The sequence below is a fragment of the Bacteroidia bacterium genome, assembly GCA_023228875.1.
Classification (GTDB): Bacteria; Bacteroidota; Bacteroidia; order NS11-12g; family UBA955; genus JALOAG01.
In genome coordinates, this window is sequence record JALOAG010000016.1 from 1 (window position 1) to 20,787 (window position 20,787).

General features: G+C 36.9%; 25 protein-coding genes. 3 read left to right on the forward strand and 22 right to left on the reverse strand.

Features of this window, described 5'->3' with window-relative positions; translation table 11 throughout:
• Nucleotides 1–100: 100 nt before the first annotated feature.
• From M0R38_11085 to M0R38_11105, 5 genes are all read right to left on the reverse strand, one after another.
• Nucleotides 101–1,345, reverse strand: coding sequence for a site-specific DNA-methyltransferase (locus M0R38_11085; protein MCK9482290.1), 1,245 nt, complete (start codon nucleotides 1,343–1,345; stop codon nucleotides 101–103).
• Entirely contained in the window at nucleotides 1,335–2,501 is a 1,167-nt protein-coding gene (gene metK / locus M0R38_11090; GenBank protein ID MCK9482291.1) for a methionine adenosyltransferase, read from the reverse strand. The genes M0R38_11085 and metK overlap by 11 nt, the downstream gene beginning before the upstream one ends.
• Nucleotides 2,502–2,514: 13 nt before the next feature.
• Nucleotides 2,515–3,054 (reverse strand): P27 family phage terminase small subunit, encoded by a 540-nt coding sequence (locus M0R38_11095; protein ID MCK9482292.1) that lies wholly within the window; start codon nucleotides 3,052–3,054, stop codon nucleotides 2,515–2,517.
• Nucleotides 3,055–3,192: 138 nt separating this feature from the next.
• Nucleotides 3,193–3,546, reverse strand: coding sequence for an HNH endonuclease (locus M0R38_11100; protein ID MCK9482293.1), 354 nt, complete (start codon nucleotides 3,544–3,546; stop codon nucleotides 3,193–3,195).
• A 121-nt stretch (nucleotides 3,547–3,667) separates the two neighbouring features.
• Nucleotides 3,668–4,258 carry a hypothetical protein gene (locus tag M0R38_11105; protein MCK9482294.1) on the reverse strand — a complete coding sequence of 197 codons (591 nt, stop codon included), beginning with the start codon at nucleotides 4,256–4,258 and terminating at the stop codon, nucleotides 3,668–3,670.
• Nucleotides 4,259–4,336: 78 nt separating this feature from the next.
• On the opposite strand from M0R38_11105, the gene M0R38_11110 reads away from it, so the two are divergent.
• Entirely contained in the window at nucleotides 4,337–5,002 is a 666-nt protein-coding gene (locus M0R38_11110; GenBank protein MCK9482295.1) for a hypothetical protein, read from the forward strand.
• Between the two features lie 18 nt (nucleotides 5,003–5,020).
• Here the strand turns inward: M0R38_11110 and M0R38_11115 are convergent, their stop codons facing one another.
• The 5 genes from M0R38_11115 to M0R38_11135 all read right to left on the reverse strand — a co-directional run bounded on the left by M0R38_11115 (nucleotide 5,021) and on the right by M0R38_11135 (nucleotide 9,829).
• Nucleotides 5,021–5,434, reverse strand: a complete 414-nt coding sequence (locus M0R38_11115) for a DUF1492 domain-containing protein (protein MCK9482296.1) — start codon at nucleotides 5,432–5,434, stop codon at nucleotides 5,021–5,023.
• Between the two features lie 2 nt (nucleotides 5,435–5,436).
• Nucleotides 5,437–5,652, reverse strand: a complete 216-nt coding sequence (locus M0R38_11120; GenBank protein MCK9482297.1) for a hypothetical protein — start codon at nucleotides 5,650–5,652, stop codon at nucleotides 5,437–5,439.
• Nucleotides 5,652–7,022 (reverse strand): DEAD/DEAH box helicase, encoded by a 1,371-nt coding sequence (locus M0R38_11125; protein MCK9482298.1) that lies wholly within the window; start codon nucleotides 7,020–7,022, stop codon nucleotides 5,652–5,654. The genes M0R38_11120 and M0R38_11125 overlap by 1 nt, the downstream gene beginning before the upstream one ends.
• The gene (locus M0R38_11130; GenBank protein ID MCK9482299.1) at nucleotides 7,003–7,284 is read right to left on the reverse strand and encodes a VRR-NUC domain-containing protein; all 282 of its coding nucleotides are present in this window, start codon (nucleotides 7,282–7,284) and stop codon (nucleotides 7,003–7,005) included. The genes M0R38_11125 and M0R38_11130 overlap by 20 nt, the downstream gene beginning before the upstream one ends.
• Nucleotides 7,285–7,492: 208 nt before the next feature.
• On the reverse strand, nucleotides 7,493–9,829 hold the full coding sequence (locus tag M0R38_11135; protein MCK9482300.1) for a virulence-associated E family protein: 2,337 nt from the start codon (nucleotides 9,827–9,829) through the stop codon (nucleotides 7,493–7,495).
• 212 nt (nucleotides 9,830–10,041) lie between these two features.
• Between M0R38_11135 and M0R38_11140 the strand changes: the two genes are divergently transcribed.
• Together M0R38_11140 and M0R38_11145 are read left to right on the forward strand one after the other, a co-directional pair.
• Entirely contained in the window at nucleotides 10,042–10,515 is a 474-nt protein-coding gene (locus M0R38_11140) for a hypothetical protein (protein ID MCK9482301.1), read from the forward strand.
• Between the two features lie 53 nt (nucleotides 10,516–10,568).
• Nucleotides 10,569–11,351, forward strand: a complete 783-nt coding sequence (locus tag M0R38_11145; GenBank protein ID MCK9482302.1) for an iron-sulfur cluster loop — start codon at nucleotides 10,569–10,571, stop codon at nucleotides 11,349–11,351.
• Nucleotides 11,352–11,479: 128 nt separating this feature from the next.
• Here M0R38_11145 and M0R38_11150 read toward each other — a convergent pair whose 3' ends face one another.
• The 12 genes from M0R38_11150 to M0R38_11205 form a co-directional block, all read right to left on the reverse strand.
• On the reverse strand, nucleotides 11,480–11,725 hold the full coding sequence (locus M0R38_11150; GenBank protein MCK9482303.1) for a DUF2188 domain-containing protein: 246 nt from the start codon (nucleotides 11,723–11,725) through the stop codon (nucleotides 11,480–11,482).
• Nucleotides 11,726–12,077: 352 nt separating this feature from the next.
• Nucleotides 12,078–12,464: a hypothetical protein gene (locus tag M0R38_11155; GenBank protein MCK9482304.1), complete on the reverse strand. Its 387-nt coding sequence runs from the start codon at nucleotides 12,462–12,464 to the stop codon at nucleotides 12,078–12,080.
• Nucleotides 12,465–13,130: 666 nt separating this feature from the next.
• The gene (locus M0R38_11160; protein ID MCK9482305.1) at nucleotides 13,131–13,580 is read right to left on the reverse strand and encodes a hypothetical protein; all 450 of its coding nucleotides are present in this window, start codon (nucleotides 13,578–13,580) and stop codon (nucleotides 13,131–13,133) included.
• Between the two features lie 2 nt (nucleotides 13,581–13,582).
• Nucleotides 13,583–15,523: a DNA polymerase gene (locus M0R38_11165; protein ID MCK9482306.1), complete on the reverse strand. Its 1,941-nt coding sequence runs from the start codon at nucleotides 15,521–15,523 to the stop codon at nucleotides 13,583–13,585.
• 59 nt (nucleotides 15,524–15,582) lie between these two features.
• Nucleotides 15,583–16,146 (reverse strand): DUF2815 family protein, encoded by a 564-nt coding sequence (locus M0R38_11170; GenBank protein ID MCK9482307.1) that lies wholly within the window; start codon nucleotides 16,144–16,146, stop codon nucleotides 15,583–15,585.
• Nucleotides 16,146–17,276, reverse strand: coding sequence for a DUF2800 domain-containing protein (locus M0R38_11175; GenBank protein MCK9482308.1), 1,131 nt, complete (start codon nucleotides 17,274–17,276; stop codon nucleotides 16,146–16,148). The genes M0R38_11170 and M0R38_11175 overlap by 1 nt, the downstream gene beginning before the upstream one ends.
• Nucleotides 17,266–17,775, reverse strand: a complete 510-nt coding sequence (locus tag M0R38_11180; protein MCK9482309.1) for a hypothetical protein — start codon at nucleotides 17,773–17,775, stop codon at nucleotides 17,266–17,268. Before M0R38_11180 ends, M0R38_11175 begins: the two co-directional genes overlap by 11 nt.
• A complete protein-coding gene (locus M0R38_11185; protein ID MCK9482310.1) occupies nucleotides 17,768–17,977 on the reverse strand; it encodes a hypothetical protein in 210 nt (69 codons plus the stop codon). The genes M0R38_11180 and M0R38_11185 overlap by 8 nt, the downstream gene beginning before the upstream one ends.
• Nucleotides 17,978–18,088: 111 nt before the next feature.
• Complete coding sequence (locus M0R38_11190) at nucleotides 18,089–18,754, reverse strand: hypothetical protein (GenBank protein MCK9482311.1); 666 nt, start codon at nucleotides 18,752–18,754, stop codon at nucleotides 18,089–18,091.
• A 553-nt stretch (nucleotides 18,755–19,307) separates the two neighbouring features.
• Complete coding sequence (locus M0R38_11195; GenBank protein ID MCK9482312.1) at nucleotides 19,308–20,033, reverse strand: ImmA/IrrE family metallo-endopeptidase; 726 nt, start codon at nucleotides 20,031–20,033, stop codon at nucleotides 19,308–19,310.
• A gap of 6 nt (nucleotides 20,034–20,039) precedes the next feature.
• Nucleotides 20,040–20,423 (reverse strand): helix-turn-helix domain-containing protein, encoded by a 384-nt coding sequence (locus M0R38_11200; protein ID MCK9482313.1) that lies wholly within the window; start codon nucleotides 20,421–20,423, stop codon nucleotides 20,040–20,042.
• A 119-nt stretch (nucleotides 20,424–20,542) separates the two neighbouring features.
• A partial coding sequence (locus tag M0R38_11205) for an HNH endonuclease (protein MCK9482314.1) occupies nucleotides 20,543–20,787 on the reverse strand: 245 nt, incomplete at its 5' end.

A 20,787-nucleotide genomic window follows, 5' to 3' on the forward strand; every position in this document is an offset into this window, starting at 1 on the left:
ATTGTGCTCATCGTTACGTTTTGCCACTCTATTTAATAGCCACAACACTATGCCACCAGAGCCAAATAGACACACAAAGATAGTAATTATTAATGTGATTCTATCCATTATCGCCTCCCAGCTCTAATGCTTCTTCATAGGAGTACGATAAGCCATCACGCTCTAAAAGAACGTTTTGTGTAGAGCCTACTAATTCGATATAGCGTTTAACAATTACATCACAATATTTTTCATCTAGTTCTATGGTGTGGCAAATCCTCTCTGATTGTTCACAAGCAACTAAGGTGCTGCCACTTCCACCAAAAGGATCTAAAACAATCGTATTGCTAATTGAAGAATTTAAAATTGGGTAGGCAATTAGTGCTACCGGTTTCGTAGTTGGATGATCGGCATTCTTTTTAGGTTTATCAAATTCCCAGATTGTAGATTCTTTTCGTCCAGTGTACCATTTGTGCCTTCCTTTCTTTTTCCAACCAAACAACACAGGTTCATGCTGCCACTGATAAGGAGAGCGACCTAAAACTAAGGATTGTTTTTTCCAGATGCATGTTCCTGATAAATGAAAGCCAGCTTCATTAAAAGCTTTTCTAAAATTAAGACCTTCAGTATCAGCATGGAAAACATAAATTGAAGCATCATCGGTCATCGCTTTTTCAATGTTGATAAAGCTTGATATAAGGAAGTCATAAAATACACTATCAGAGAGGTTATCGTTTTTAATCTTTCCAGCTTGAGCTTGGTAATTAACATTATAGGGTGGGTCAGTAACAACTAAGTTTGCTTTTACATTTCCCATAAGAAGATCAAAGGTATCTTCTTTAGTGCTATCGCCACACACTAACTTGTGTCGGCCAAGCTTCCAGATATCATTTACTTTGGTAATGGGAGGGTTCTGTAATTCAGCTTCAATATCAAACTCATCATCTTTGATGCCCTCTTTAAGTGTGTCTTTAAATAAATCATCGATCTCTTCGACATCAAAACCAGTAAGGAAGATATCAAAATCTTCTGCTTGTAGATCGGTTATTAGTAAAGCTAGTTTATCTTTGTCCCAGTCACCTGAGATTTTGTTTAGAGCAATATTTAGAGCCTTTTCTTTTTCTTCAGGTAAATCAACAATGACACAATCTAGTTCTTCTATGCCTGACTCTTTTAAGACCTTAAGTCGTTGATGCCCTCCAACTACGTTAGAAGTGTGTTTATTCCAAATAATTGGCTCCACATATCCAAACTGCTCAATAGAACGTCTTAGTTTTTCATATTCAGCATCTCCTGCTTTTAAATCTTTGCGAGGGTTGTAAGATGCAGGAAGTAAATCACTAATCCTTTTTTTCTCAATTACCATATGCTAGTTCACCTTTTAGTTTTGATGTGTATGTATCTAGTACTTGTTCCCAAGGAAAGAGAGGGTTACCAAAATGACCGTAGCAAGAGGTAAAGCTAAAAATAGGTTCTTTAAGTTTAAGCGTATCTATTATGTCTTTTGGTTTTAAAGAGAAAGTTTTTAAAGTAGCTTCAATTAATTGTTTTTCACTATAATTGCTTGTACCAAATGTGTTGATGTTGAGCGCTACTGGATTAGCTTTACCAATAGCATATGAAATTGAAACTTCACATCGTTTGGCTAGTTTTGAAACGACAATGGTTTTAGCAATCAGGCGAGCCATATAAGCAGCACAGCGATCAACCTTAGTTGCATCCTTTCCACTAAAGGCCCCTCCACCATGTAAGGCTAGTCCTCCATATGAATCAACCATTAACTTGCGACCAGTTACACCAGTATCTGCTTCAGGTCCTCCCTTAACAAATCTGCCTGAAGGGTTTATAAGAATTTGTGTTTGCTCATCAAATGGGAAATCACTGAAAGCTGGTTCAAGAACTTTACTTATAATTTCACTTTTTAGTTCTTTCAAATCTTTGTACTGGTCGTGCTGAATTGATACAATTATTGCTTTGACTTTGTATGGGACTTTATTGCGATACTCAATTGTAACCTGAGCTTTGCCATCACTTTTAATTCCTGCAATTTCTTTGGTTTTTCTTTTCTCATCTAGGGTCTTACAGATACGATGAGATAGCTCTAAAGGTAGGGGAAGATAAGTAGAGGTTTCGTCTGTTGCAAAGCCAACAACAGTACCTTGATCTCCAGCTCCCAGTTCAGTTTCTTGTTCATCTTTGTTGTTTCTTACTTCTAATGCAGTATTTACACCAAAAGCAATATCGGAGCTTTGAGCATGAATAAATACACTAATAGAGAAGTTAGAAGGATTGTATCCACAGTCTGTAAGAGCACATCTAACGATGTCTCTAATATTAATTTTATAGCTACAAGTTATTTCTCCAGCAACTACGATTTTACCTTTGGTTGCCAATACTTCACAGGCAACTCTACTTAGAGGGTCTACAGCCAGACACGCATCCAAAATTGAGTCTGCAATGAAATCGCATAGTTTGTCAGGGTGTCCTTTGCAGACACTTTCACTAGTGAGATAAGTTTTCATAATTTTGTCCTTTTTAATTACTAAGTTTGGTTCTCAGTAAGCGCTCCATTAGATCATCTTGAGGACTAGGGCCTTGGAAATCTGATGTGCAGTTTTCTTTTACTATTTGGAATATTTGATACCAGCACTGATTAACTTGTTTCATGTATTCTCTGCTCATCGAAACATACGGAGAAGCTATTGCTGCACCTGTGGTTGGGTGTTTGGCTAAAAATCCATATTCACTTATGGCAATCTCACATTGAATCCAACGAGCCACACTCATAGCATACTGTTCTATTAATTGAACATTTACTAATTCCGAGCAGCCTCGAACACTAAGCCATTGCCAAGTATCTTCATAAATTTGTTTAGCTAAGAATTGCTGTCCATTTTTCTGTTCAGCAGATAAATAATCTCGAGCCGGTGGCATCTCTACTCCTTCTAGAGTAGGAGCTGTAGGTAACTCTACTATGCTAGCTCTTTTTCCTTCGTTAATTTTCTCCGTCAGTGCTTTAGGCTTTCTGCCAGCACCGAAGCGAGAGCCGCCACGGTTTGTGCCGTCTTTTGCCATGTTGCACCACCTATAAAATAACTGGGGGTTAATACCCCGTTTGATTACTGATTTTTGCGCGTGAAGGCCCCCGCCCGTTGTAAGGCAAATAAGGCCCAGAGATTCACATCCCCCTAGGGGTCTTTGCTTTGGGTTTGGTTACTTCCATCTATCACCTTGTTTTGCATGAAGAAGTGAGTGGCAACTGTTACACAACGCCATCAAATTGCTCCAATCATTACTGCCACCTTCTCTTGCTGCTTTAATATGATGAACAACTTCAGCTTTTGTTCTACGACCGTCGTCACAACAAAATTTGCAAAAAGGGTGGCACTCTAAATACTCTTTACGAATCTTCCGCCACTGGCTCCCATACCGCTTGTGAGTGTCACTTCTTCGTTGGAATTTCTCATACAACCTTGCATTTAACTTTGAATGTTCTTCACAAAACCTAGTGTGAGTAAGAAGTGGACACTCTGGATGAGAGCAGGGGCGCTTTGGTTTATAGGGCATTGTTTTCCTCTGGACATAAAAAAGCCCAGCGGTGTGCTGGGCTCTATAATCTACCAATCTGATTACACATTAGGGCAAACTAATAACTGTTGTCAAGTTGCATTTGATGTGACAATAAGTATCAGTTGCTAAAGTCTTTAATCACCTCTGGTGTTAATTCTTTTGCATATTTTTGTGCTTCCGCTACTATCGCGGTCATGTCAGCTGTATAAATTCTTCCTGATTTAGTTCTAACTTGATTTATATATGCTAGTGAGGATAAAGCTTCAGTTGCTTTATGCTCAGAACTAATGGACCAAGTAGGAGAAAAATCATATGTTTGATTCTTAGTCATATCCATAATCTCTGTAGCTGATAGTTTTGACTGTAGTTGGCCCCAGACATTAAAAACAAGTATGATTACTTCTACTGCAGTTACATCTTCGTTACACTTCAACACATACTCTGCTTTATACCGATAGCCCCCTGATGTATACTTAGAACTTGATTGATATGTTACTGTAGCACCAATGGTTCCGACAAAATCTATTGGCAGAGAACTATCATGAGCGGTTTTCCATTCTCTAAGTAATGAAGATTTATTATTAATTGTTATGCCGTAACCTAAATCAATTAAATTACTTCCTCCGTTAAAAGTCGTAAAGGAAACTGCAGCAAATGCAGTTTGCACAATAAGTAATGAAAATAGTAAAAAAGTCATTATTCTTTTCATTTTCTTCACACTCCTTATAATCTGTGAATTTACATGGTAACATGTAGACAAATGAAAAGGAATAAAAATGAGGTCAATATGAAAAAGACAATAGCAATAATCAGTTTTATTTTATTTTTTAGTATTACTTTATTTGCCACTGATGATTATTCATTAGGTTATATGAAAGGGTTTGAGGATGCTATTAAAGGAGATTATGAGACTTATACTGCCATATTACTTGAGCAGTTTGCAGAACTTGAAGCTGAAGAGAGTGTTGAAGATTTATCACAAAAAAAAGACTTTGGCGATTGGCGCATAAATTATTTTGTAGATTCTTTTGGAGATCCTACAGAACATGCTTATGTGTCTATGGGAAGACAAAAGGGAACTTTTTCTAATTCAGCGACAAGAAACTCTAGGCTTGATTGGCAATTAGTTGTAGATATAGAAGACAAAAATATCTCATTTATACTTTGGGAATATGGCTCATACATGGTACAAGGCAGTTTCTCTAATCCCGACATATTTTATTTACAGATTAAAGACGAAACTGGAGATATTGATTTGTATAGGAGTACCAATTCTTCAGATAGAATCGTAATAAGTGACTACACAAAATTCTTGTCTTTACTTAGAACAGAACCAAAACTAAAGATAGTCATCGAAGAGTATTCTAAATATGGGATTCCTTCTAACTACAATCTCGGTACCGTTGATTTAAAAGGGTTTAATGCAATTTATACAAATTTAGTTGGGAATTAATGTATTTTTTTGTCTATACTATAAATTGCAACTATTGTTTATTAAATTGATTGCTTTTCTGTGAATCCTAAACACCCTATCTTTGCTAGAATTTAAATGCGCCATGATATCATTCCAACACATAAAGGTTAGATAACGCATCTCTAACAAGGTTTCACACTCAATGTTGTTTACACTTCTAATCATAAAAGCAATTTCTTTTTTCAATTCAATCATTTTATTGATGTCGTTCATTAACTCTTTCTCCAGATCAACAATTTTAACAACTGCTTCTTCTACAGCAGAGCGGTGAGATAAGCTAGCTTTTACAACTTCAGTGAGGTTATTCGAAACATACGACGCATGATTTTTTAACCACTCAAGGCGACGTTCTTTCACCTGAATTCTCTTGTCTAATATAAAGGCTTGGGATAGGTATTCTTTTGCAGTCAAATTTAATTCTCCTTGAGTTTTATTTTTGTTAAATCAGGGTTTAATTCACTTAATATTTCAAACCAAGTGCTTTCAAAAAAGCTCTCGATTTCAGTTTTGGTATTCAAAGCTTGTGAATATTTAGGGTTGAGCTTTAATTGCTTTATAGCTTTGTTGTAATCATTGACAGCTAATTTTGTTATAGCCAGTCCTAACATTTTTAGATTTTCTATTTTCATCAAAGTCCTCCTTCCAGCTCAGCCTTAACAGCTTTAACAAGAGAGTCTTGAGTAATAGATTTGTCTTGTAAGGCTTTTATAATTCGCTCATCAATAGTTCCTTCACATACTAAATGCTGAACGACGACAGTTTTGGAGCTTTGACCTTGACGCCAAAGTCTGGCCACAGTTTGTTGGTAGAGTTCAAGACTCCAAGGAATACTAAACCAAATTAGATTGTTCCCACCTTTTTGTAGATTGAGTCCATGACCTGCTGATGCAGGATGGATGAGTCCTACTTGAATTTTGTTCGCATTCCATTCTTTGATACTTTGGCTGTTATCAATGGTTTTGTATGGAACTTTTAATGTTTTAAGTTTTGCTTCAATCCGTTTTAGATCATGTTTGAACCAATAAGCTATTAATACACTTTGACCGTTGGCAGATTCAATAATGTCTTCAAGAGCATCAAGTTTTTGATTATGTATAACTGTAATTTTTCCATCATCATCATATACCGCTCCATTAGCCATTTGAGATAATTTTCCAGAAAGAGAACCAGCATTGGACGCTGTTATTTGTTGGCCCTTTAACTCTAGTACCAAATCTTTTTTTAAAGTGTTGTATGAAGTTTTTTCAGAATCAGATAATTTTACAGTTACGACTGTTGAAAGAAGATTAGGCATTTGTAGATAATCACAAGCTTTCATTGAGATGGTGATATTAGAAATAAGTTTATGAATTTCTTTTTCTGCATATGAGGTAGGTTTGTAAGAAAACACAACTTGGGCATTACGTTTGTCTGGTACAAAATACGCCTGACGATAGGTAGTTATAAATTTCCCTAATCTTTGACCCATATCTAAGATTCGATATTGAGCCCAAAGATCCATAAGCCCATTAGATGCAGGGGTGCCTGTTAGTCCTACAATCCTTTTTACTTTAGGTCTTATTTTCATCAATGCTTTAGAGCGTTGAGTACGATGGTTTTTGAAAGAAGAAAGTTCATCAATTACGACCATATCAAAATCGATTTTATTGTTTTGTGTTTCAATCAACCATTTGATGTTTTCTCGGTTGATAATTAGTAAATCTGCTCTTGCTTGAATTGCTGCTACACGTTCAGCTTCAGTTCCTACAGCCACAGCAAATTTCAATTCAGATAGATGATTCCACTTTGCTACTTCTTGAGGCCAAGTGTCTCTAGCAACTCTCAGTGGGGCAACTACTAAAATTCTTTGTACCAAAAATGAATCAAACAGAAGATTGAAGATTGCACTTAAAGTGATGACTGTTTTGCCTAAGCCCATATCTAAAAAGATTGCTGCAACTGGGTGAGTTTCAATAAAGTTTTGTGCGTATTCTTGATACTTATGTGCTTTGTATTGCATTTAAGATTTCCTCTATTTGTTTGCAGTCATCTAAAACATAAACTTGAAACCCAAGATTTTTTAACATCTCATGTTTTACCAACTGTAGTGGGCGAGGGGCTTTGCCAGGAGCCTTAACTTCAACAAAGCCGACCTTTCCTTTTGGTAAAAGTACTAAGCGATCAGGCATCCCAGTGTTACCAGGACTGATAAACTTCAGAGCTTTACCACCCATTTGGGCAACTCGTTTTGTCAGAGTCATTTCAATTACACTCTCACGCATTAAAACCATCCTTTGGGACAGATGGACAATTTGGACCGGTTTTCCCTATACGTGCGCACAGACGTGTTTCTGCTTTCTAATAACATAAGATTTCGATACTCTATAGGATAATTCTTGTCCTCTTGTCTAAAACTGTTTTTATTTCTTTTAATTGCAATAATTTGTGATGTGGACAGATAGTAGGACAAGGCTACTTTTGAGTTGTCCTTTATACATTCATGTGCCATTGGTAATACCTCTGTCGTCCATAAATAGGGAAGGTGGCTCGTCCACACTTTTCCCAGTTGTCCATTTTTTGCATAATTGCTGCAATTTCATATGAGTCGATTTTTCTCATCATGGCAGGATCTTTAGCAAAACATTCACTCCATATTTCCATATTGCAAACTCTCGTTCGCCTTACTGTTCCTCCTTCGTTGAAGCCAGAAAGAAAATCTCGTCTTTGCCCAAGATCTAAGTTGTCCCAATTTTCAGGTAAAAGGGTCTCAAGATATTCTCTAACAATGCCTTCACGCTCATCTGTTTCCATAGCTGCATTTTGATATTCTGTTGCTTGAATTGCATCTTCACCCTCTAAGAAAAGATTTTCTCCAAGATGATATAAAACTAATGTTTCAGCCCAAATTTGCTGTACATCTTCTTTAGTTAATTGCCAAGGTTTCTTCTCTGAGACTCCTGTTACATGCACAGGCCAAAATCGCCGGTTGCCGGTGATATCACGTAGGAATCCTGTCTCTGCATTTGTAGTACCTACGATGATACTTTGCCGTAGATGACTTTCAACATTCACACCATAGCTCGCTCGATATTTATCATCGGTTCGACTTATGAAGCTTTTTACTGTTTCAATGTCAGCCTTCCTCATGCCCGCAAGCTCTCCTAATTCCAATATCCAGTAACCCTGAAGTTTTTCAGGACCACTTTTATCTTTCATGTCAGTGAGAGTGAGACTGTCGCTAAACCACTTGCCTCCAAGTTTGGCAAAGAAGTTGGACTTACCAATTCCCTGTGGTCCAACAATGATCGGAACCTGATCAAACTTGATGCCGGGTTCGTACACTCGTGATACTGCTGCGACCATCGTCTTACGTGCTACCGCTCTAGTATACGAATTATCATCAGAGCCAAAATAATACGATAAAAGAGTTTCAACTCGTTCTGTACCGTCCCAAGGGGGCAGGGAATTCAGATACTCTTTTATAGGGTGAAAAGCTCGTTCAGCTGCAACTGCCAAAATTGCATCTTTGGTTTTAGTTGGAGAGTAAACTCCATATACTTTAGACATATAAACCTTTAAAGCTGCGTTATCAGAGTCATTCCAACCCATCTTTACTTGTTCCCAAGGCAATTTACCCCGACAATCTATGCTATCTTTATGACAGTTAAACGCTATTTCTTGTAATGCTTCATCAAAGCGCAGAATTAGGACAATGTTATCTAAGGTGTCTTTTACAGAGCCTTTCTTATCGAGCTCTAGTTGTTCTTGCCACGAGTGATTTTCTGAAAACTCTTTACCTGCTTCTTGAGTTCTCTCTTTTGCCAAAAGACTTTTTACTTCTTGAGAGGATAAAGCTAGTTGAACCATTTTCTGAAAACTAGGACTGCGAGAGGAGAATGACTCATCATCATCTGTATCACCAAACAAATGTATTCGAACTAAATCAAAACTATTTAATAACATTTGGGCTGCAGGGTCTGAGGCGTGGTGTGAGTAAGCAAACTTATCATCGTAGACAACAACACCTGCAGTAGAGTCAGCAGGGATATAATCATACCTTCCCTCAACAGCAGAAGGTTTATAAATATAAGATAGGTACTTTTCAATTGCTTCTTGAATAGCAAAAGCTCTACAAAAAGCACCTACAATTCCACTTTTAGATAGAGGATCTTCTTGTTTCTTTACCCCGACCTTTCTTACAGTGCTTTCACGACTAGAGGTAGGTAGCAATGAGAAATTTTGCCAGTTAGGCTTTGTTTTTAGAAACTCATCTGGGTCTAACCAAGAGCCTTTTGATTGCTTAAATATAAAAGTCCCATTTGTTGCTGTAGTGGGCCAATACATAAGTTGATGAGGCCGATATGAGCATTCATCGAACTGGTCGATGTCAAAAGAGTCAGTAACATAACGAGCAATTGCAATATACTCATCAGGACTTACATCTCTGGTTAGGGGAATGATTATACGTGCTCTAGGCTCTTCATAAGTATGACCATGAGTTGTGTATAAACATGCGGCATACTTACATTGATTTTCAAAACCATCTAACAAAGAATGAGATAAATGATCTGCATCTAGGGTGAGCATAGATCGGCTTATTAAGGTTTCTCGACGTCTGCGATTATCTTTTAAATGGCCACCAACAAACCCACCTTTATCTTTTACTCGATCTCGTTCTCTTTTTGAAAGTTTAGGATATTCTTCGATGCTTTCTGTGGTTCTTATAGTTTGAGATAAACGTTCACACAAGTCATCAAAAGAAATTGTTTTATTAGTCCAAGTTTTGGCAAAACAACTATTGCCATAGGCTATAGGGAGTCTACGCATAAGCCGTACTCCCAGATTTATAAATATAATGAGTCATGAATACTATCTCTCCTCAGTAACAACCGAGGAAGCGTACCCGTTTGCAAATAAAAATATTTTTAGAAGTGTTATAGTTTTTAGAATAAAATTACTTATCTAAACTATTGCTGTTATACTGAAAGCAAGAAAAAATGTTTTTGAGAAAAGCATTGTTTTGGAATGGAGGCTGAGGAATGGAAAATGGTAGAATAATTATACAGATTGAAAAATCTGATTTGGAAGAACTAAAAAGGGAAATTCGCCATAATAAGACAAAGCTAACGGGCGTGACGTTATTATTGCTTTTGATTGCTATCGCGTTAGGTTATTTATCTTTTAACACATATCGGGAAAACAATGCCTCAAAACTAATTGATTCAACTCGCCGCGTTTTAATGGTTTCACTTACAAATAACTACGATGAAATATCAGATGAAAAACAGGTTGGAAATGCTTTGTTAAATGGTGGCATGATTCAGTTACAAATTGATGGTGAAGCCCTATTAGAATCTTTTGGTAATACTAATTATAAACAGTATGGTGCATCAGGTTCATCAGGGAAATTTTATATTATGGGAGCTATGCTAAATTATATAGCAAGCCGTGGTTGGACTTTAATTCAAAGTTCAACTTCTATATTAAATAATGAATATTATTTCATTAAATGATAGGAGGTAACTCCGCTTAAATAATCATCGAATATAATGAAGGAGACACTACAATGATTCATCCATTAGTTGAATTAGCAAAACAAGAATGTTATCTCGGTTCTCATGTCGATTCTTTCCTAATTGAATCGAATTCAGGTAAAGATAGTCAAGAATTTATTGAAGATGCAAATGTTCTTGTTCATGACATTCAGCGTTATCCACACGCTTTTGTATTGGCTTGCATTCTTGATACCTCTGTTGCCGCTGAGGTTGCTTGGACAATTCCACAAAGAGTAAAAGAAAATCTAGGAACTTTTGACATCAAAGAATTGTATAAAATAAAAGAAGATCAATATATTGAAATGTTTTCAGGAGAGAGTAAATGGCATCGTTATCCAGCTCGTAGTGCAAAGTTCTTTTATAGAGGTGTACAACAAATTGTTGATAGCGAGTTGATGAATGGAGATGCATCAAAAATATGGGAAGATGAGCCAAGTTCTCAAGATGTTGTTCTAAGATTCATGGAGTTTTCAGGGTGTGGGTTTAAGATAGCGAATATGGCTCCAAACTTACTTTATCGCTATTTTGCCATAGAGTTTGCTGATTACAAGTTTTTTGATATTGCCCCTGATATCCATACTACTAGAGTTTTTAGTAGATTAGGATTGACTCCTACTACTTCAAATGCTGAAGCAGCCAAAATTTATACAATTTGTAAAGCCCGAGAATTAAATCCTGAATTTCCAGGCATTGTAGATGGGGTTTGTTGGGAGGTCGGCAGGACATTTTGTTCTCCAAGAAATCCTAACTGTATGGGATGTCCACTTAACGAATTTTGTAAACATAACCGCTAAATTAGTCGAATGTACAAATATAAGTATATTTAACGTGAAAACAACATTAGAAAAACTTTAGATTATAAGATAAAAAAGAATGACTTGCCTTGAGCTATCTTTGGCAAGTCATTCAAGAAAAAAGTTAATTATCCTTTAGGAGGATAAGGATCGTTGCCGTGTGGTATTGTGGTTTTTTGTCTAATTTTTCCAGTGTTTTTATTCTTTATAGCAATTTCTCCACCACCTTGATTGATAAGGCGCTGACGGCCAGCTTCGTAAGCTTCAGCTTGTGTTTCATAAAACTTAGCTGGTTTGATAGCATCATTTGCTTTATCTGCCCACCCCTTTCCAGGAACATGGTAAATAGTACGACCAGAATTTTTCTTACTCATAATGATTTTACTCCATTATTAATTATATGCACCTAAGAGCAACAGAGGGTGAATAATGCAGTCAGGTTATAAGAATGCTTGCGCATATCCAATACTAAAGCCTTGATGGTCTAGTTAATTTTACGAATCATTTTCCATAGGCATCTTCCTCCCCACAAGTTCTCTCTGTGCGAAAAAAGCCTTGACAAAACAAATTCTGCGACGTACCTTTATGTTGCTTCGATTGGTATATCTTATGGTTGTTTTGTCTTGTAACGCACAGCCTAGATTATGCGTGAAAGTAATCACCATTCTTTACACGCCCAATTTTATCAAACACGGCAGTAGCTATCTATGCCGTGTTTTTATTTACTTACTCCCCAATAAGTTTGTAATCCTTTAAGTCAAAAATCATAGCTTCCAAGTCATGATTGTAAATGCCAGTTATAGAGTAGCGTCCGTCAGGACTCCATTTCATCAATTGCCATAAAGTATTCAACAAATCACGATTGTTCCAACGCACGGATATTGTTTTTTTTTGTGGTGACAAGAACAGTATTGCTTCTTCTTCTTCCGAAGTACTTCGCACGACTGCAGCAAGTTTTCTTTCGTGTTGAATAAGCAATTTTACATATTCCGGTTTCCCTAACTTTATAATGGCAGATTTGCTGAAAGTAACTCCGTTACGTGTAACAGAGATGCTAGGCTCTCCTATTGTCATTTGAAAAAGCTCAAAGTCCTGTAATGATAACTCATTCATAAAAGTCTCCATTCACTTTCTTATGCTCTAAGTATAATCATATTTGTGTTTGTAGTCAATCTTTTTAGCGCTACTTGGTGCGTCTGATGTGTGTTTTCAATATTTTGGAAACTTGCTATAGTAAATTTTCATGTTGGTGTTTGTGTTTTTGTTAAAATCGCTCCTAAATCGTTAGAATTCTAGTTGTAAGCATGTTTAGTGGTGGCTTTGGTGCGCCATGTGTGCGCTTGTTGTGTTTTTGTGTTTTCCTTGAAAGAGCTGCGCTGTTGCCTTAAGTATGCCCGTGGAGGGCTGGTTTTGATTGTGTGTATTTCAATCTATAATTGCATCTATAGCAATTTCTATATATCAAGAAATGGATCAAACAGTGGGCTTATAATTAATATTGATAATCACGCGACTTCTTTTTTGAAATATATATTTGACATTAAGAGCATTAAAAAACATGCCGAGTATTAAATAAGGATCAATCTGAGCGATTAATAAAATGAAATAAAGATTTCAATAGATTTGGCATGTTTGAAAAGGAGAGAACAATATATTTAGTAGTATCATGAATAAGAAAAAATGAAATAAATTACTAATCAGAAATGGTTCAGCAACTGACTTCAAAACAAGTTACAGTTTGTCAATGCAAACAGAAGCAGTATGTTCACTAAATCAACACTATTTATTTGCTACTATACGATTGAGTTTATATCTAATTTGACAATTAGTATTGAAATACTTTAATGATATAATTTTGAGTTGAGCCCGTCTAATTTCTGCTTTCATCCCTTCACTTATATAATCTCCAAAAACCCAAACTTCTGAACATTTATCCAGCAGTATGAGACCAAAGAATAAACCTATATCTCGTTCATGTTGAGAATCATCATCCAGGAATTGAGGATACAGAAGGTGAGGGGTAATCGGTAGATATCCTTGTTCAACAGCAAACCTACTATAGCGGCGGGCATTATCAATATTAGTTTCAACATCCCCAGCAAAGGGTGAACAAATATACACCATAGGATGAAATGGAAAGCGAGGTTTCTTTTTGCTTTCCACAGACATGATTGCTTTATAGGGAGTAAGATCTACATATCCTTCATTATTAAAACGTGAGATTCCCATAACTAATCCTTTTTGTAAAATGTGGTTTCAAATCCTTCTGCATTAAGAGCCAGGCCTTTAGCCCATTTAGGCAGGATTGCCATGGTTGAGATAACATCTTCAAGATTAAGTTCACTTGAAGCTTCAACAACAATTTCATCATGAACGTGCATACATATGTATGTGTTTTTGAGATTAATCATGGCATGGCTAAGCAGATCTCGACTTATTGCTTGAATTATATTTTCAACTACTTTAGGGCCGTAGGTTTCGATACGTTCCCATTTTTTAGCCACTCCAATTCCTTCATAGGTAACACAAGGAGAATCGAATTTATTTCTTCCCATCCTAGGCTTTACATAAGCAAGTCGACGATTAGAGGGGAGAGTTATAAATAAAAACCCACTTTCATATGAAAAGCGAATCCCATATGTACTAACGCTGGTTTTTTCTTGAACTACTTTTTTGACTGCTTTATCAACATCCCACCAAAATCGCACAATGGCGGGATTGGTCTCTCTCCAAGCATTAACTAAGGGATAAAGCTCATCTTCTTTTAAACCTAATTCAAGAGCTCCCATTGCTTTTAATGCCCCAACAGAGCCACCATAACCTAATGCAAGTTCTGCGATTTTTCCTTTTTGTCTAAGATGTGAATTCTCTCCGTTCTTCTCTACTGGGACCTTAAACATCTGAGATGCAGAAGCACAGTAGATATCACCCCCATCTTTAAATACATTTATTCTCCATTTTTCATTAGCAAGCCAAGCGATAACTCTAGCTTCAATAGCTGAGAAATCTGAAACTAGTAGACGCTTATTTGACTCGGGGATAAATGCCGTACGTATTAATTGAGAAAGTGTGTCAGGAACATTAGAATACAATAATTTTACAGCATCATAATTTCCACTTTCAACTAAAGAGCGGGCAACTTCTAAATCTTCAATTCTGTTTTGTGGTAAGTTTTGTAGTTGTACACGCCTTCCTGCCCATCTTCCTGTCCGATTAGCTCCATAAAATTGAAACATTCCACGAGCTCTACTGTCTCTACAAACAGTAGCCAACATTGCTTCATATTTTCTTACTGATGATTTGGCTAGCTTTAACCGTAGAGTTAATACTTCTTGGATATAATCAGGGGTATGCTTGATTGATTTCTCAACATCTTTACGACCAAGTGTATCTATTTCGATGCCTTGATCATTAAGCCACTCTTTTAGTTGCATTACAGAATTTGGATTTTCTAAGTCTGTAATATATTTTAGACGGTTAGATATTTCTTCTTTGGAGCGTTCATCCATGACAATTGCGTTAGACACAAAAGGTATGTCAATTTTTACACCTCTATCATTTATAATTTGATCTAAGTGATACTCTTGCCAAATATGTGAAGGGACAGGAAAGCGAGAAAGGCGTTTTTGTATTGCTAGTTCAACTTCTACATCACGACGGTTGTAAGCAGCAAAGAGTTCCCAACGAATAGGATCATCTGTAGCTTTGTTACGTAATCGCCCCTCATTTGAAATTGTTGGAGAACAAGGATTACAAAAATATCGAATAAGTTCTTTGCCTTCATTCAGTTTTTGTTTTTCTAAACCTAAGATAGCTCCAGCACCTTCTAAAGAAAGAGGTAGGCCTAAGTATGCACTCCATATCATAGTGCAATGCCATGAAGATGGAGATAAGTATTGTCCTTGAGAAAGCCCAAGAAACTTCGATAAACAAATTCTTTCAAAATTAGCATTGAAGGCCCATTTCAAAATTGAGTCGTCGAACAGAGCCTCGGTAATTGATTCGGGTATAGTTTCTCCTTGAACAATATCAACAACTTCAACTTTACCTCCATCAATTGAATAGCCAAAAAGCATAACTTCAAAATCATCAGCTTCTACATAACGGTAGACCCCACTTTTGACTAGGTTTGTTGAGGAGTAAGTTTCAATGTCTATACTTAGATGCGTCATATAAATTCCTAGGATAAAAGGGGTGTAGTGGGTGTTAAACCACTACACCATTAAGTAATTCATGCAAGAAAATCATCGTCTTCATAGGTTGCAAAGTCACTTTCTGCACTTGCTTTACCTCCGAGTGGTTCACCAGGACTTAGAAGTTGTAAGTTTTGTAAACCACAGGCAATACCACGATTGCCATTAGAGTTAAAAGCATAAAAGGTAATTGATGCCCGTCCATACACACCGGAGTAAACCTCACTACGGTTGAGCACAGGATTACAAGTAGCATCTACTATTCCCGGTGCTGTGGTGCTGTTTGCGTTGATGAAATAGGCTCCTTCATACGCAGAATCATCTGGACGATCTATATCCCCATCCCTAAGAGGTGTTTTTAGAGCTGAAAGGGGAGGCACACTTTTTCCACTGCCCCTAAGTTTCATTTCACCTTCTTTGTAAGCAGCTTCAATTGCTAATTTAATCTTTTGAAGAGTGTCCTTGTCACTTTTGGGAATGATAAGAGAAACTGAATACTTGGGAGTTCCGCCATTAATTGATACTGGCTCCCATACATTTGCATAAGACCAACGTGTATCTTTGCCTGTGATTACCTTCATTGGATTTTCAAAATTTGACATTATTTTTCCTCCATGTCATTAAAGTCATTGATTGTAATGGCCGGTCTTTTATCGCTTTCCGGCACAAGCGTTGGTGCACCAAGAGGTTTGTGGATTAAAGACCCTAGAAGTTCTTGAAATTGGTTTTTGCCTAATAAACTAGTCATAGCGGTTATTCCTAAGATTTTATTGTCATATGGGTCGTAACCAGCGTTTTTAACTATCTTGGCAACTGCTTCATCATCTATATACTTCCTATTGGATCTTCCTCGAACTAACTTAAATCCTTCAAGTTTTTCTCCTCTATTAAGAAGCGAGAAAGCGTACTCTTTGATATCAGATGCCCATGCAACCAGTTCTTCTGCTTTCTTTAAGATTTCGCCAATTTCGTTGTTGTTAAGTAAGGACGGAGATCTAAAGTCGTATTTAGCTAATTCAAGATTATCTTCAGCGCGTTTTCGGCAGGTTGCCTTCACTTTACAGAACCGACAATGTTCACCAGATTGAAATTCGCCTTTGCCTTCGTGCGCTAGGAGGGCCTGTGGTTTGAGATAATTCTCTGCCCAATTAAGTAATTCAGTTGTTTCTATCGTGCGAGTACTAATGTTCGAAAGTCGGGGTTGATAAACGGTCATTAGAACTTGGTCTATTTCATACAAGTTTGAAAACATCTCTAGTGCACCAAGAGCATAAAGCATCATTTGAGTGTTGTTTTCTGATGAAACAAGAACCCCTTGTCCATATTTGAAATCAATGATGTGCAACGTTTTATCATCAAGAATTATACAGTCCCCAGTTCCTTTGCAATTAGGTACAAATTTAGAAATGTCTAATTTTTGTTCAGTAAGAATAAGAGCGTCTTTATTTTTGGATTTAGCCATTTCATATTGTTCAAGAATATAAATTGCATAACCATCAGTGTGATCATCCATTGCCTCATCGTAATATTTCAAATTGGCCTTAGGATTTTCGACGACTAAACCCAGTGCTTTATTTATTTTATATTCGCTGAGTGTATGAGCGTCAGTTCCTTCTTCTGCAAAAACACTTGTTGTATCTTCTATGTGTTCCCCTATTCGAGCAGAGGGGGGACAGTTGAGCCATCGTTGAGATGACGAAGGAGATAATAAAGCGTGTTTGTTATCCACGATTAAGCTCCTCGATATCTCTAATGAAACTCGAATAATACTCTGGTTTTAGATCTTCAAGGTTTGTAGCATAGTGGTGAGTAAAAACTTCTTTAATTTGGCTTTCACAGTTTTGGCTTTTTAGTTTTTCTAATGAGGCTTCAATATCATCTATACTCGTTCCTAGATATTGTGCTTCATTTACAAGAGCAGCATAATTTTTTGGATCTATCTCTGAAAGTTTGTCAGCCTCATATTTATTAAGAAGACTTCTTATTTGTTCAGTAAATCCTTCCCTTGATTTTTCAGCTAAAGTTCTTCGTACTTCAACCAAGGAAAGAGTAGGAGTAGGTTCAATTTCAGTTTGAGAATCCTCATAGTTATCAATTAATTCAGGCTGTAAAATATTGGTGGCACCTTTATCCACTAAATTATCTTTATTTTTTATATGTTCTATTGCCTCAGCAAGTGCTCTTAAACCTTCAATACTTTCAGAAAGTAGTTGTTGTAATTTATCATCCATTGTTTTTAACTCCTTGTTGGGTTTCGTGAATTTCTACAGACCTGACTGATTTTCCAGGGGTGAGAATAAGCACTTCGCTATAAGGACCAAATAAGAAGCGAAGCAATCTAGCAGATACTCGTTTTCCTCTACTTTTGAGTATCTGTTGATTACTACCTTCTTTGTGAGCCACGTTGATTTGGACTCGGTGTTGAAGCTTCATAATTAATCTCCAGATTTGAACGGGAATAACCCGGAGGAAGGGCTAGTGATAAACACTCTCCCTTCCTCTATCTTTTGCCGGTAAAACGTACCCATGTGACAGGTTCTCAGTTTATTTATTGGCATAGGTCTCTTCATAAAGTGCTTTAATGCGGGCAAACATTTTTCTACGTCTACTGCGAATTGCGTTGTCAGTGGTTCCTTCATCTCTAGCGATATCTACTAGGCGCCTACCTTCACTGAGTTGCCAAAAAAGTTCTTGCTGAGAAGGAATGAGATGTGGAATCAATGTGTGTACTTTATCTCTTAGAGTTGGGTCTACTTCTTTAGAAAAAAGAGCCTCCTCTGGAGATATGTGATGACTGGTTAGATTTTCGATAGGATCTGTTGGACTTTGAACTGAGTTAGTTGTGATAAGGTTTTTAGCAAACTCACAACGTTTATCTTCTAACTCTCCTTGGTAGCGGTCGTTTAGCCTCTCGTAGTTATATGAATCTCTTAAAACGGTGATAATCTCTTCTGTGATTCCATTTTCTCCAACAGTGAGCAGATACGGTTTTCCGTCTATATAATAATAGAATTCTGTTTTATTCTCTTTTGCCATTTTCCCCTCCCTGGGGCTGGGCAAAACGGAGACAGAATTCGGACATACAGCGATTAGGGCATGCAGGCCGGTTTCAAAACGTTCTCCGTTTTGACCCTCGACCGGTGCATTCCCTACTACCGGTGTAATTAGTAATTTGTGTGGTGCATCTTTTGAGGAATACTGGCCAGGCAAGAAGATGCAGTTATTCGAACTCAACGAATTCGAATGATTTTTACCGCTTAGTTTTGGCCTTAAAACAAGCAGTACCGTTTAATAAAAATCTCCGAGCAAAAAAAGACCGGATGATTACAAAACATATGTCTTGTAACTCATCCGGCCATTTGGTAGTTCATTTTGACTCCATTGCTCAGTATGAATCTATTACTGAAATATTAGTTTAAGTATATCAATGGATTGCTTTATTTAGTTTTGTGCTATATTACCTCCTAACCTGCTTGGCAGGCACATGCGTTCTGTTATTGGAACAGATACAATATTGCGACAATGTGGGCACTTGAGAGAAATTTCTACGGGTTCTTTGGTGTTGTGTAGTCTCGAAGTATCAAAAGCACGTTTCCCACAAAGTGGACATTTCATTGATATTGCCATCGCAACTCCTTACAAATATTAGCGTTAGCTAAAGAGCTAACATAAGGGTGAAAAAGAAACTAGCTGCTATTTAACAGCTAGTAACCTTTGTACTATAAAATGCAGGCAATCAGTGTTATGCCCGCAAGATTTCAATTCAATAACTTGTTGGCCAATACCCTAATGATTGAAGCCTAACTCTTGCAGCTTCTTCTGAAACTTTAAAAATTTTGACCATCTCTCGAGCTAAATCAAAATGCCAAAGAGGGCTTCCTGTTGGTTCCGTAATGTTCTTTAGCTTCTTAACAGTAGACTTTGGCATTAATAGAACAGCAGATAGATAGTTTGCCTGCCATTCTAGCCAAGCCTCTCCTTGTAATTGCCTACCATATGTATCTACTTCGCTTAAATCAGGAATGAATGTTTGTGAGTATATGCCTTCATAATTATCACTTTGCTCAATAGTTTCAGCTTTCCATTGAAAATATTCTGAATGAAGTAATCCGTGTGCAATTTCGTGTCCTTGGGTAAAACGTTCTCTATGCTCCAAATGTGAACTCTCTGCCAAAGTCCCTTCAATGATAATGGTATTCTTTTTTACTGAAATAAATTCGGCTCTTTTCAAGTAGGGATCGTACACAGGCATAGAATCTGTATCATTAAAAATAGTGATACCTAGATAGGCTTGGTTGTGTGATAAATACTGGTATTCAAAATTAAAACCCATGTATTTAGAGATCAAACTATCGAGGTTTGTTGCTTGTGGCTCTTTCAAAACAGCGGGAGAAAAGTCACGCAAAACTCTTTCACCATATTTTTCGAGTTGAATTTTACTTAAACAAGGTATCCCATTTAAATCTAACGAGCATGCACACTTTACCATGTTGTTTTAATCCCCTCTGCTCTTCCTCTTAATGAGTTCATCAATAAACATTTGCCAATCTTCTTCATCGGCTTCCAAATTCTTAGCTGTTCTAAGAGCAGCATTCACATATGGTCTATCACTAACATACGGATTCAAGTCTGGAGGGAGTAATCCTCTTTGTTGACCTATGATATCATACATTTCAGTTTCTTCTTCTTCAGTTAGATGCAATTCTCTAACAAGCGTGATTAGTCGCTCTTCAGTTAATGGACCACGTCGATTGTTCTCAACGTCACTCAAATACGGTGCTGATAAGTCTAATCTCCTAGCGAGTTCTCTAAGACTAATTTGCTTCTCCTCTCGCTTTCGTTTCAGATATTCTCCAAAACTCATACTGTCTTTTTTCATAATATCATCCTTGCAAGCCTGTATGCTTGTTAGCTTACAGAAGGAGATTAATATAAAGTTTTGTGAAGAGTCAACAGGTAAAGTAAAAATTATTAAAAATAGTTTATTATTTAAATCTATTAATTATTTCCATTTGATCTAAGACCTACTTGTACAAGTCTATCGTGTCTGGCATTTAGTAGAAAATTGTTTATTTCCTGAGCCTCTTCATCAGTTGCTAAATGTACTTTTCGATGGCAATTGGGGCAAAGAGCCACGATATTAGCTTCTACATCTAAACTTTTTTCATAGTTAGTTTGTTCACTCATAGGTATGAGGTGATGGGCTTCAACAAATGAATTGCCACTTGATTTACTTGTAAAGG